Here is an 11,431-nt window from a genome sequence, read left to right as displayed (position 1 = left end):
TTGCAACGTAAACGGGTAAGTATAGAAGCCGCTGGCGGAAGGGGAGGGAAGAGGAATCTGGAAAGCGGCTCTCTCCGCGAGGGAGAGAGCCGTTGTGGGTCAGGCGACGTGCTGCAGGAATTCGCGCAGACGCGGGCTTGGCGGGTTGTTCACCAACTCCTGTGGATTGCCGTCTTCGGCAATTCGTCCTTTGTCGATAAAGATCAGTCGCGAGGCCACTTTTTCGGCAAAGCCGATTTCGTGGGTCACAATCACCATCGTCATACCCTCTTCCGCCAGATCCTGCATCACCTTGAGCACTTCATGGCGCAGTTCCGGGTCGAGCGCGGAGGTGGGCTCATCAAACAGCATCATCTTCGGCTTCACCGCCAGCGCGCGGGCGATGGCCACACGCTGCTGCTGGCCGCCGGAGAGTTCAGACGGATAGTGATGCGCGCGCTCAGCCAGACCGACTTTCGCCAGCAGATCTTTCGCCAGCTTCTCCGCTGCCTGTTTGCTGGCGCCGCGTACCCGCAGCGGGCCAAACATCACGTTTTCCAGCGCCGTCAGGTGCGGGAACAGGTAAAACTGCTGGAACACCATTCCTGCTTCCTGACGAATCAGACGTTCGTCCACCTTTGGATCGTTGACCTTCAGGCCATCGACAATCAGATCGCCGCTGGTGATCTCTTCCAGTTTATTGATACAGCGCAGCATCGTCGATTTACCGGAGCCGGACGGGCCGATGATGACCACCACTTCACCCTGATTGATTTTCAGAGAGATATCGTGCAGCACCTGGGTTGGGCCAAAGTGCTTGGAGACGTTTTTAAATTCAATCACAGGATTTTCATCCTTCTTTCAAGACGACGCAGAATAAAGCTCAGGACCAGGGTGATGATCAGGTAGATCACGGCAACGGCGCTCCAGATTTCCAGCGCGCGGAAGTTGCCGGCGATGATCTCCTGTCCCTGACGGGTCAGTTCGGCGACGCCGATGACGATGAACAGCGAGGTATCCTTGATGCTGATGATCCACTGGTTGCCCAGCGGCGGCAGCATGCGGCGCAGCGCCAGCGGCAGGATCACGTGGCGAATGGTTTCGCGACGCGACAGGCCGAGCGCCAGGCCCGCTTCGCGGAAGCCTTTATGAATGGAGAGCACCGCGCCGCGGGTAATTTCCGCGATATAGGCGCCCGAGTTGATCATGATGGTCACTACCGCCGCGGAGAAGGGGTCAATGCGCAGATCGCTAAAGGCCATCGGCAGCGCAAAGTAGATGAACATAACCTGCACCACAATCGGGGTGCCGCGAATGATTTCAATAAACACCAGCGCGATGTGGTTGGCGATCCAGCCGCCGAAGCAGCGGGCGAAACCGGCCACCAGACCGATGATCAGGCCGCCGGCCAGGCCGAGGACGGAAATCCACAGCGTCATTTTGGCGCCTTCCAGCAAAATCGGAATGGCGGGCCAGATGGCACTCCAGTCAAACTGCATAATACGTTCCTGTTACCGTGTCGAGAGCAGAGGAAAGCCTCCGCTAAAATACGGTCTCCCGCAGCGTCTGTGCCGGAAGACCGTTGTGATGTCGCCGGGCCTGCGCCCGGCGAAGGACATTTTTATTATTTTGGTTCAGTGCCGAACCATTTTTTATAAATTTCGTTGTAGGTGCCGTTCTCGCGCAGCGTTTTCAGCGCACCGTTCACTTTCTCACGCAGCTCGTCGCTGCCTTTCGGGAAGGCGATACCGTAGTTTTGCGCTTCCAGTGATTCACCTACCGCTTTGAATTTGCCGTTGCCCGCAGTTTTGATGAAGTAGAGGATGTTCGGCGTATCGTGCAGGACGGCATCCGCGCGGCCGGTACCCAGCTCCATATAGGCGTTATCGATGTTCGGGAACTGACGCAGATCTTTGGTTTTGATATTAGCTTTGGCGTAGTCAACGGAGCCGGTGCCGCTCTTCACCGCGACCACTTTGCCGTTCAGATCTTTCACATCTTTGATGTCGTTATTATTGGCGTTGACCATCACCAGCAGGCCGCTTTTGTAGTAGCCGTCAGAGAAGTCGATGGCTTTTTTACGCTCGTCGGTAATGGTGATCCCCGCCAACGCCAGATCGATATTTTTGGTTTGCAGCGCCGGGATAATGCCGCTGAAGTCCATCGGCTTCAGGGTGTAGTCGAGCTTCAGCTCTTTGGCGATGGCCGCCCACAGGTCAACGTCAAAACCCACATACTTATCGCCTTGCTTAAATTCGAACGGGACGAACGCCGTATCGGTGGCGACAACCAGGGTCTTATTGGCGGCATGGGAAGAAACCGCAAAAGCCAGGGTCAGTGCAGCCAGTGAAACTTTAAATACAGACTTCATAGCATTTCCTTTTATATCCACGGGACGATCCCCTGCGAGAACGACTAGCCTAATGAAAAAATCGTGCCACTTTTACAACCTGTTGTTTTTAAACAAACGAAGCGGTAGCCGCTGCACAATATCGATCATTTCAGGCAAAGAGTGCACCATAACGGGGCGTTATTTTGGTGCATCCTGAGGTCGCTGAATAACGAGCCCATTTTTAGCGCAAACCCTGATGGGAAAACAATCTCGGTGTAACGATTGTGTGAGGTGATTATTACAATTGTTTTACTTTTGTGCGCATTTTCATCAATTTGACGCCCTGAAATGGTGCAAGGACAGCGGGTGAGGGAAAGGCGGAGGGGAAAAACAGCAAGGGTTGGGATGGGAAAGCAAAGGCGCCGTCGACCGCGCTACGGCCGACGGCAAAGCCTTACTCGATGTTCGCTTCAATAAACCACAGGAATTTATCCAGGTCGCGGGAAGCGGCGGTGAAGATATCTGCGGTATCTTCGTCTTTGGCTTCACCGATCGCTTTGCGCACATCGTTCGCCACTACCGCGTAACGGTCCGCCAGCGCTTTCAGGTGATCCTGAACATGATGGATATCCAGCGGATAGCTCTGCAGCGGGGTTTTGCTGTTGATCACCTGAGTGGTGCCCAGGGCGACGCCGCCCAGCTGTACGGCGCGCTCCGCCATGGTATCCAGATGCTCAGTGAGCGCGGTACGGAAGCCATCCAGCATTTCGTGCACGGCGATAAAGTTCGCACCGCGCATATTCCAGTGTGCCTGCTTGGTGATAAGGGACAGGTCAATGAACTGGATCACCTGGCGATTCAACAGCTCAATGGTCGCTTTCTTTTCGCTGTCAGCGACATCGTTGCGGGTATAGACCAGATTAGATGCTTTTGATTTAACCAGTTTAGCGGTACTCATCGTTTCATATCCTCTTGATATTGATGCTCGTCACACTTCAAAGCTGAATGATGTGGAGCGTTGTCCCAGGTAACTTCGGGACTAAGTATAGCAAGGGTTTTAAAGTATGAGGCATCGGCAGGCCATATTACTCCGATAGCGTAAAGTGGTTGGCTATTTGAAAAAGCAAGCTAAGTCAGAAGGTTAGCGGAGGCTGGCGGGCCCGTAACTCGCGCGGGCCGCCGCCGTAACAGAATGTTAATTGATATCGACTTGCTTAATTTTGCTCTGCCGCTGCATGGTCAGCGTGGCGCCCATTGAGGCGATGATAATAGCGCCCAGCGCCAGGGTCTGGGAGAGATTCAGGGTTTCGCCGAGGAAGACCATACCGGACAGGGCGGCTAGCGCCGGCTCGAGGCTCATCAGCGTGCCGAAGGTGCGCGTCGGCAGACGCGTCAGGGCCATCATCTCCAGGGAGTAGGGGAGTGCAGTGGAGAGAATGGCAATCCCCAGCCCCAGGGGCAGCAGCGACCATTGCCACAGCGTATCGGTAGCTTGCGCCATGCCTAACGGGACAAAGACCAGCGAGGCGATAAGCGACCCCATCGCCACCGTGGCTGGACCATGCTCCTCGCCCGCGCGCTGGCCGGTCAGAATATAGACCGCCCAACAGGCTCCGGCGCCGAGAGCGAACAGCGCGCCGGTTAAATCCACCTGCGCCACGTTCTGGCCCAGCGGCAGGAGATACCACAGCCCGAGGATCGCCAGCGCCACCCAGACAAAATCCAGCGGGCGACGCGAGCCGAAAAGCGCCACCGCCAGCGGGCCGGTAAACTCGAGGGCTACCGCCACGCCGAGCGGAATACGCTGCAGGGATAAATAAAACAGATAGTTCATCGCCCCGAGCGCCAGGCCATACAGCAGCAGCGGCACGCGCTGGGCCGGAGAGAAACGCAGCCGCCAGGGCTTGAACACCACCACCAGGATCAGCGTCCCGAGCGCCAGGCGCAGGGCGGTAACCCCCGGGGCGCCGACCACCGGGAACAGCGATTTGGCGAGCGATGCGCCGCTCTGAATCGAGGTCATAGCGATTAAAATCACCACTATTGGCAACCATGCCGCCGCTTTTCGGGATGGACCGGGCATCCTTTCTCCTGTCAGTTTTTGTCAAAAGGGGTAAAAGTTCCAGTGTACTGGAATTAGCTGCTGACGGTTGAGCTAATGTTGAAAAAAACACGGGCAAAAACAGTACAATGGCGAACGTTGCTGAGAAATTCACCAGGTGATTAGGATTAATCTGGATGCTTGCGAATTTCTTAATGAGCGTTAAACTGTAAGTTAACGCCAAAAACTGTTGTTTTCCATATTGTTATAGAAATATGGAAACTTTTGGTTACATGAAAAAGTATGTTAGACAATGTAAACTCCAAAGAGTTTCCCAAAAGTTTTTGATATATTTAAGGCTTAGGACTTATTAGAAACACATTTGAGGTGGTTATGAATAAAATTGCACGTCTTTCAGCACTGGCCGTTGTTCTGGCTGCATCCGTAGGTACCACTGCATTTGCTGCAACTTCTACTGTAACCGGCGGTTACGCGCAGAGCGACATGCAGGGTAAAGCGAACAAAGCTGGCGGTTTCAACCTGAAATACCGTTACGAGCAAGATAACAACCCGCTGGGTGTTATCGGTTCCTTCACCTACACCGAGAAGGATAACAACAGCAACGGTACTTACAACAAAGGTCAGTACTACGGCATCACCGCAGGTCCGGCTTACCGTCTGAACGACTGGGCAAGCATCTACGGCGTAGTGGGTGTTGGTTACGGTAAATTCCAGAACAACAACTTCCCTAATAAATCCGATATGAGCGACTACGGTTTCTCCTACGGTGCTGGTCTGCAGTTCAACCCGATCGAAAACGTTGCCCTGGACTTCTCCTACGAGCAGTCTCGTATTCGTAACGTTGACGTCGGCACCTGGATTGCTGGCGTGGGTTACCGCTTCTAATCACTCCGGTGATATAAAAAATCCGCCTCCCGGGGCGGATTTTTTTTGCCTGGCGATCGCCAGCCCGGCCGGCTGGCCGGCGCTGATCGCGTCGTTTTAGTTGATGGTGAACTCATCGCTGCCGAGGTGTGAATAGTCTACCTTCTGCAGCTGGAAGTTGGTGATATACACCGGGCCGGCCTTCTGCTCAGAGATAAACCGATAGCGCGGGGCGATTTCCGCCGCCTTGATTCCGGTCCATTGCGAGAAGAAACTGAGGAAATCATTCGCCGAGCGCTGCGCCTTAATCACTTTATGCGCTTTGTCATCGCTGGAGAGCACCATAAACGGCACCTGGAAGTTCTGCTGGAACTTATCGTCGTGCGCCAGATACTGCACCTCTTTGCCTCGCTCCTTGAACGCCAGACCATGATCGGAAAAGTAGGTCAGGGAAAAGGTGGCGCCGGAATTTTGCAACTGACTGTAGAGCTTAGCCAGCAGGGTATCGGTTTGCGTCATGCTGTAGAGATAGCAGGAGGTCTCTTTCGACTGGACGAAAACCGTGTATTTGCCTTTGGTCCGGTCGCAGGCCTGCGGGTGCGAGCCCATCAGGTGCAGAACAATCAGCTGCGGCTGGGTGCGCTGGGTGGAGAGCACCTGCTCGGTCAACTTGAGTAACTGCTCGTCCTGGGTGTTTTTATTGGCTTCGAAATCGCCGTTTTTCAGGAACTGCACTTCGTCCGCCCGTTTGGCGATACTGGCGATAGCGGTGTCGTACTCGCCGATCTGTCCCTGATTGGAGAACCACCAGGTCTGGAAACCGGCGCGGTTGGCGAGGGTGACAAAGTTATCCTGAAACTGCGGTTTGCCATCGACCACCCGGTTAAGCGTCAGGCCGAGGGATTTTTGCGTCGAGCCGCTGGCGGCGACGTAGTTGTTAAACAGATACCCGTTCACCGAACTGGCAAACGGCGTGTTGTCCCAGTGGCCGCCGAAGGCGCCGAGGGCGTCGCGGCGGGCGCTTTCACCGATCACCACCACATAGAGATGGTACTTCGGCTTCACCGCCAGCACGTGCCAGCTGTCTTTCATGCCGGCCAGCAGCGCCATCCGCGCCTGCTCGTCCAGCACCTCGTTATTATTCACCACCACGTCTTTGACAAAACGGAAGGCCGGGTAACCGGTATCGATCACCTTGAATACCCCGCCCCAGGCGAGATTTTGCACCGGCTGGAGAAAAAAGATCCCGATGCTGAACAGCAGGCCCAGGGTCTCCATTTTTCCCCAGCGGGTCTGCTCGACGATCCTGCGGCGGACCGCAATGATCCCCAGCGCGAAGATAAATACCGCCAGCAGATAGTTGTACCACGGGAAGATGGTGAGAATTTCGGTGGACTCTTCCACGTTGGTGGCGTGCAGCGCCAGCAGGGTGTTGAAGTTGGGCGCGCCGTAAGCCTGGCCAAACGGGTAGTAGAGGGCCGCCAGCAGAGAATAGGCGCCGACCACCCCTTTCTGCACGCGCGGAAAGGCGCGCCACAGAAGATGTAACACGCAGGTAAATGCCACGGTATAGAGCAGGCTAAATTCATAGCCCAGCGCCAGGTTAATCAACAGCGATTGTAAAAAGTAGAATCCTGTCCATGGGTTCAGTGCCAGTCGGCGGGCGACCAGCGTATCTTTCAGGGTGGTGACATTCATAGTAAACAATCAAAAAGAAGCCATGCGCATCCCCTGGCGTCAAGGGGTAAAACCTGCTGGACAGTGCGTGAAGAGGGTCTCTGCGAGCCGCGAATGTGGCAGGGCTGTGCAAAGATAGGGCTTGTAAATGGTAAGGTCAACCAGACATAACAGATTGTTTTGCGAGGGCGCTTACAAAACTTGAAAAAAGGTGGGGGAAACGGGAAAAACCGGTCAGTTTAGCGGCAAACGATGACAGAAAAATGAAGCGGCGTACCGCGACGCCGCCTCAGGAATGGGGTTTGTCCTGCTGCGGTTTACCGTTGATCATCTCGCACAGCATACCGAGCAGCATTAAGCGTACTTTAAAGGGGGAATGACTAAACACGTTTAAGCACCTCTTGAATTCGTTCATCTGCTCTCCTCCTGCCTGTTCGCTCCATCATTCCCTGATGGATGTTTGCATTATATACAGATATAGCACAGGCTATATTTTATAGCTATGGCTAAAACGTTAATTTTTTGTGCTCTTGGCGCAATCCATTACAATGTGGATCTTTTTATATGATGCTTGACGCGTCACACGAATGAGGAAGCACAATGAACCGTCGCGCAGGTAAGCCAATAACAAAAAAAGTGACGCAGTTGGTAAATGTTGAAGAGCACGTTGAAGGATTCCGCCAGGTGCGGGAAGCGCATCGGCGCGAGCTGATTGACGACTATGTTGAACTGATTTCCGATCTCATCCGCGAGGTGGGCGAGGCGCGTCAGGTGGATATGGCCGCCCGGCTGGGGGTCTCGCAGCCCACCGTCGCCAAGATGCTCAAACGGCTGGCCAGCGTCGGCCTTATCGAACAGATCCCGTGGCGCGGCATATTCTTAACGGCGGAGGGTGAGAAGCTGGCCCAGGAGAGCCGCGAGCGCCATCAAATCGTGGAGAACTTCCTGCTGGCTATCGGCGTCAGCCCGGAGATTGCCCGCCGCGATGCGGAGGGAATGGAGCATCACGTGAGCGAGGAGACGCTGGCGATGTTCCTGAAATTTACCCAAACACAGGGATCTCAGGAAGCATGACTCTTCCCTTCGTCCAGTCGCTGCTGCGCGACCGTTTTCTCCATCTGCTGCTGATTATCGCCTGCGTACTCAGCGTGATGGTGCCGTTTGTCCCGGCAAGCTGGCCGGCGGCCATTGACTGGCATACTATCATCACCCTCAGCGGCCTGATGCTGTTGACCAAGGGGATTGAACTGAGCGGTTATTTTGACGTGCTGGGGCGTAAAATGGCCCGCCGCTTTGTCACCGAGCGCCAGCTGGCTATGTTTATGGTGCTGGCGGCGGCGCTGCTATCCACCTTCCTCACCAACGACGTCGCGCTGTTTATCGTGGTGCCCCTGACCCTGACGCTGAAGAAGTGGTGCGCCATCCCGGTGAACCGGCTGATTATTTTCGAAGCGCTGGCGGTGAACGCCGGGTCGCTGCTGACGCCGATCGGCAACCCGCAGAATATCTTACTGTGGGGACGCTCCGGTCTCTCTTTCCCTGGATTCATCGGCCAGATGCTGCCGCTGGCGGCGGCAATGATGCTGACCCTGCTGGCGCTGTGCTGGTTCTGTTTCCCGGCAAACCGGCTCAACTACCAGAGTAGCGATAAGGCGCCATCGTGGCAGCCAAAGCTGGTCTGGAGCTGTCTGGGATTGTATCTGGTGTTCCTGACCGCGCTGGAGATGAATCAGGCGCTGTGGGGGCTGGCGCTGGTGCTGCTGGGCTTCCTGATACTGGCCCGGGCGGTGATCGTCCATGTAGACTGGTCGCTACTGCTGGTGTTTATGGTGATGTTTATCGACGTCCATCTGCTGACCCAGCTTCCGGCGCTGCACCAGGTGCTGAGCGGGGTCGGGACGCTCTCCGGCGGTGGACTGTGGCTGACCGCCATCGGCCTGTCGCAGGTGATCAGCAATGTGCCCTCGACCATTCTGCTGCTCAACTATGTCCCGCCTTCGATCCTGCTCGCCTGGGCGGTTAACGTGGGCGGCTTTGGTCTGCTGCCGGGCTCGCTGGCCAATATCATCGCGCTGCGCATGGCAGGCGATCGGCGGATCTGGTGGCGTTTCCATCTCTACTCCATTCCCATGCTGCTGTGGGCGGCCCTTACCGGCTATTGGCTCTTCAAACTCTGCGCCTGATTTCCGCAGCGGTACGCCGCCCTCCACGCCGTTCGACAGGATCGCCCCTCGGGGCGATCTTTTTTTTGCCCGGCTCACAGAAAACGATCCCTGGCTTTGCGCATCCGTTCGCTTTTCGGTATATGACTAGTCATGAAATTTAAATGACTAGTCATATACCGAGGCGCAGGATGAAGAACAGACTACCGGCAGATTTCTTATGGGGTAATTCCGTCTCCAGCATGCAGACGGAGGGGGCGTGGAACGAGGGCGGCAAGGGGATGTCGGTGTACGATATCCGGCAACCGGCGGAATTCGCTTCCGACTGGAAGGTGGCGACCGACTCCTATCATCGCTATCGGGAAGATTTCGATCTGATGCAGGATCTGGGCATGAACTGCTACCGTTTTCAGATAGCCTGGAGCCGGGTGTGTCCTGAGGGAGACGGCGAATTTAATGAAGAGGGCATCGCCTTCTACCATCAGTTTATTGATGAACTGATCGCCCGCGGCATCGAGCCGATGATCTGCCTGTACCACTTCGATATGCCGCTCTCGCTGGCGGAGCGCTACAACGGATTCACCGACCGCCGGGTGATGGACGCCTTTATTCGCTATGGCCAGAAGATGATCGCCTGCTATGGCGACAAGGTGAAATACTGGCTCACCTTTAATGAACAGAATCTGTACCATTCGCCGGAAGCGTTTCTGATTTCCGGCTACCTGCAGGGGGAGAAGACCCTGCGCGAGCTGTATCTGATCCAGCATCATGTGATGATGGCGCACGTCCATCTGACCGATCACCTGCATCAGACGAAGCCGCAGTGTCTGATGGGCGGAATGCTGGCCCACGCCCTGGTTTATCCGGCGACCTGCAAACCGCGCGATATCCTGTGCGCCCAGCAGCTGGACGAGTTTTTAAACCAGAACCTGCTGCGGGCTTACGCCGGGGAGGGCTACAGCCCGGAAGTGATGCATTTTGTCGCCGCTGAAGGGTTCGATGATATCTATCGTCCTGAGGATCTGGCGCTGATGGCGACGGTGAAGGTCGATTATCTGGCGTTCAGCTATTACGCCAGCCGGACGCTGAACAGCGACACCATCCCGGCGGGAACGGCGGTTAACAACTATATGCTGTTTGGCAATCAGGATAACCCGTTCCTGAAAGCGACAGAATGGAACTGGCAGATCGATCCGCTGGGCTTCCGGACCATCATCACCCGCTATTATAACGACTGGCGCCTGCCGGTGTTCCCGATTGAAAACGGCATCGGGGTGATTGAGTCGTGGGACGGTGAACATCCGGTTGCCGACGATTACCGCATCGCCTACCATCGCGACCATATCAACGCCATGAAAGCGGCCATGTTTGAGGATGGGGCGCAGGTGATCGGCTATCTCGGTTGGGGATTAATCGATATCCTGAGCTCGCAGGGTGATATGCGTAAGCGCTACGGCGTGGTCTACGTCAATCGCGAGAACCATGACCTCAAGGATCTGCGGCGGGTGCCGAAGAAGAGCTATGCGTGGCTGAAGCAGGTGATCCACAGCAACGGCGACGTGATGTAACGATGTTCTGGCGGTCAGGTCTAGTATGCTGCCCGCCAGTCACTCACAGAATGTAAAAGGACCGGGAATGACGGCGAAGTATCTGCAAATTGCGCGGGAAATAAAAAAACGCATCATCAGCCAGCAGTATCCTGCCAGCGCGCCGCTACCCGACCAGTTTGCGCTGGCGGCGGAGTTCAACACCAGCCGGATGACCATCCAGCAGGCGATGCGCCAGTTAATCGTCGAAGGGCTTATCTATACTCGCAAAGGGCAGGGCACCTTTGTGCGGAAAAATTTCCTTCAGCTGTCGCAGTGGGAGCTGCCCGGTAGCGACTATTTCGGCGCCACCAAAACCTGGGAACATCTTGGCGAGGTGCAAAGCGAAGTGGTGCGCTTCGAGGTGCGTTTTCCCACTGACAAGGAGCAGAGTTCGCTGCTGATCGACGCCGATGCCCCGGTGTATGACTTTGTCCGCCTGCGGCTGCTCAACGGCGAGCCGGTGTCGCTGGATTTGACGGTCATGCCGGTGGGGCTGGTTCCGGGGTTAACCAAAAGCCATCTTGAGGGTTCGGTGTTTCGCTACGTGCAGGAGACGCTGGGGCTGAAGCTGATGGGATCTTACCGCGTGGTGCGGGCGATGAAGCCGGACGAACTGGATAAACAGCATCTTCACTGCGAGGCCACCGATCCGGTGCTGGAGGTGGAACAGGTTATCTATCTGGAAGACGGCACGCCGCTGGAGTACGCCCACTGCCACTATCGCTACGACCACGGCGGGATTATTCTGGTGAATAACGGCTAGACC

12 protein-coding genes are annotated in these 11,431 nt (G+C 55.7%); 5 read left to right on the top strand and 7 right to left on the bottom strand.

Translation table 11 applies throughout. The features are described from left to right. Nucleotides 1-99 precede the first annotated feature (99 nt). The 5 genes from glnQ to rhtA all read right to left on the bottom strand — a co-directional run bounded on the left by glnQ (nucleotide 100) and on the right by rhtA (nucleotide 4,394). The gene (gene glnQ, locus ACLEXF_RS11110) at nucleotides 100-822 is read right to left on the bottom strand and encodes a glutamine ABC transporter ATP-binding protein GlnQ (RefSeq protein ID WP_004212183.1); all 723 of its coding nucleotides are present in this window, start codon (nucleotides 820-822) and stop codon (nucleotides 100-102) included. Beyond that, nucleotides 819-1,478 (bottom strand): glutamine ABC transporter permease GlnP, encoded by a 660-nt coding sequence (gene glnP, locus ACLEXF_RS11105; protein WP_002895837.1) that lies wholly within the window; start codon nucleotides 1,476-1,478, stop codon nucleotides 819-821. The genes glnQ and glnP overlap by 4 nt, the downstream gene beginning before the upstream one ends. Before the next feature lie 125 nt (nucleotides 1,479-1,603). Beyond that, entirely contained in the window at nucleotides 1,604-2,350 is a 747-nt protein-coding gene (glnH, locus tag ACLEXF_RS11100) for a glutamine ABC transporter substrate-binding protein GlnH (RefSeq protein WP_004886198.1), read from the bottom strand. 415 nt (nucleotides 2,351-2,765) lie between these two features. Beyond that, entirely contained in the window at nucleotides 2,766-3,269 is a 504-nt protein-coding gene (gene dps, locus ACLEXF_RS11095; RefSeq protein ID WP_004886200.1) for a DNA starvation/stationary phase protection protein Dps, read from the bottom strand. Nucleotides 3,270-3,506: 237 nt separating this feature from the next. After that, nucleotides 3,507-4,394 (bottom strand): threonine/homoserine exporter RhtA, encoded by an 888-nt coding sequence (gene rhtA / locus ACLEXF_RS11090; RefSeq protein ID WP_004886203.1) that lies wholly within the window; start codon nucleotides 4,392-4,394, stop codon nucleotides 3,507-3,509. Nucleotides 4,395-4,745: 351 nt separating this feature from the next. Here rhtA and ompX point away from each other — a divergent pair, with 351 nt between their 5' ends. Continuing rightward, a complete protein-coding gene (ompX, locus tag ACLEXF_RS11085; protein WP_004886207.1) occupies nucleotides 4,746-5,258 on the top strand; it encodes an outer membrane protein OmpX in 513 nt (170 codons plus the stop codon). 96 nt (nucleotides 5,259-5,354) lie between these two features. Here the strand turns inward: ompX and ACLEXF_RS11080 are convergent, their stop codons facing one another. Continuing rightward, nucleotides 5,355-6,935, bottom strand: a complete 1,581-nt coding sequence (locus ACLEXF_RS11080) for a phosphoethanolamine transferase (RefSeq protein WP_423265765.1) — start codon at nucleotides 6,933-6,935, stop codon at nucleotides 5,355-5,357. Between the two features lie 268 nt (nucleotides 6,936-7,203). After that, nucleotides 7,204-7,329 carry a manganase accumulation protein MntS gene (gene mntS, locus ACLEXF_RS11075; protein WP_004886214.1) on the bottom strand — a complete coding sequence of 42 codons (126 nt, stop codon included), beginning with the start codon at nucleotides 7,327-7,329 and terminating at the stop codon, nucleotides 7,204-7,206. A gap of 185 nt (nucleotides 7,330-7,514) precedes the next feature. Here mntS and mntR point away from each other — a divergent pair, with 185 nt between their 5' ends. The 4 genes from mntR to ACLEXF_RS11055 all read left to right on the top strand — a co-directional run bounded on the left by mntR (nucleotide 7,515) and on the right by ACLEXF_RS11055 (nucleotide 11,428). After that, entirely contained in the window at nucleotides 7,515-7,988 is a 474-nt protein-coding gene (mntR, locus tag ACLEXF_RS11070) for a manganese-binding transcriptional regulator MntR (protein ID WP_004886216.1), read from the top strand. Continuing rightward, nucleotides 7,985-9,097: an anion transporter gene (locus ACLEXF_RS11065; RefSeq protein ID WP_004886219.1), complete on the top strand. Its 1,113-nt coding sequence runs from the start codon at nucleotides 7,985-7,987 to the stop codon at nucleotides 9,095-9,097. Before mntR ends, ACLEXF_RS11065 begins: the two co-directional genes overlap by 4 nt. A gap of 170 nt (nucleotides 9,098-9,267) precedes the next feature. Then, the gene (locus ACLEXF_RS11060) at nucleotides 9,268-10,644 is read left to right on the top strand and encodes a glycoside hydrolase family 1 protein (protein WP_004886222.1); all 1,377 of its coding nucleotides are present in this window, start codon (nucleotides 9,268-9,270) and stop codon (nucleotides 10,642-10,644) included. A 67-nt stretch (nucleotides 10,645-10,711) separates the two neighbouring features. Beyond that, on the top strand, nucleotides 10,712-11,428 hold the full coding sequence (locus ACLEXF_RS11055) for a GntR family transcriptional regulator (RefSeq protein ID WP_004886227.1): 717 nt from the start codon (nucleotides 10,712-10,714) through the stop codon (nucleotides 11,426-11,428). Nucleotides 11,429-11,431 lie beyond the last annotated feature (3 nt).

Source organism: Klebsiella pneumoniae complex sp. WS1778 (genome assembly GCF_049472055.1).
GTDB classification, from domain to species: Bacteria; Pseudomonadota; Gammaproteobacteria; order Enterobacterales; family Enterobacteriaceae; genus Klebsiella; species Klebsiella quasipneumoniae.
Note: the sequence above shows the minus strand (reverse complement) of the source record. Positions and strands in the feature narration are given on the sequence as shown.

Bases quoted from the DNA above. Each gene is read 5' to 3' on its own strand.
- dps (WP_004886200.1), bottom strand. From the start codon at position 3,269: ATGAGTACCGCTAAACTGGTTAAATCAAAAGCATCTAATCTGGTCTAT.
- ompX (WP_004886207.1), top strand. From the start codon at position 4,746: ATGAATAAAATTGCACGTCTTTCAGCACTGGCCGTTGTTCTGGCTGCA.
- glnP (WP_002895837.1), bottom strand. From the start codon at position 1,478: ATGCAGTTTGACTGGAGTGCCATCTGGCCCGCCATTCCGATTTTGCTG.
- ACLEXF_RS11080 (WP_423265765.1), bottom strand. From the start codon at position 6,935: ATGAATGTCACCACCCTGAAAGATACGCTGGTCGCCCGCCGACTGGCA.
- ACLEXF_RS11055 (WP_004886227.1), top strand. From the start codon at position 10,712: ATGACGGCGAAGTATCTGCAAATTGCGCGGGAAATAAAAAAACGCATC.
- mntS (WP_004886214.1), bottom strand. From the start codon at position 7,329: ATGAACGAATTCAAGAGGTGCTTAAACGTGTTTAGTCATTCCCCCTTT.
- rhtA (WP_004886203.1), bottom strand. From the start codon at position 4,394: ATGCCCGGTCCATCCCGAAAAGCGGCGGCATGGTTGCCAATAGTGGTG.
- mntR (WP_004886216.1), top strand. From the start codon at position 7,515: ATGAACCGTCGCGCAGGTAAGCCAATAACAAAAAAAGTGACGCAGTTG.
- ACLEXF_RS11065 (WP_004886219.1), top strand. From the start codon at position 7,985: ATGACTCTTCCCTTCGTCCAGTCGCTGCTGCGCGACCGTTTTCTCCAT.
- ACLEXF_RS11060 (WP_004886222.1), top strand. From the start codon at position 9,268: ATGAAGAACAGACTACCGGCAGATTTCTTATGGGGTAATTCCGTCTCC.
- glnH (WP_004886198.1), bottom strand. From the start codon at position 2,350: ATGAAGTCTGTATTTAAAGTTTCACTGGCTGCACTGACCCTGGCTTTT.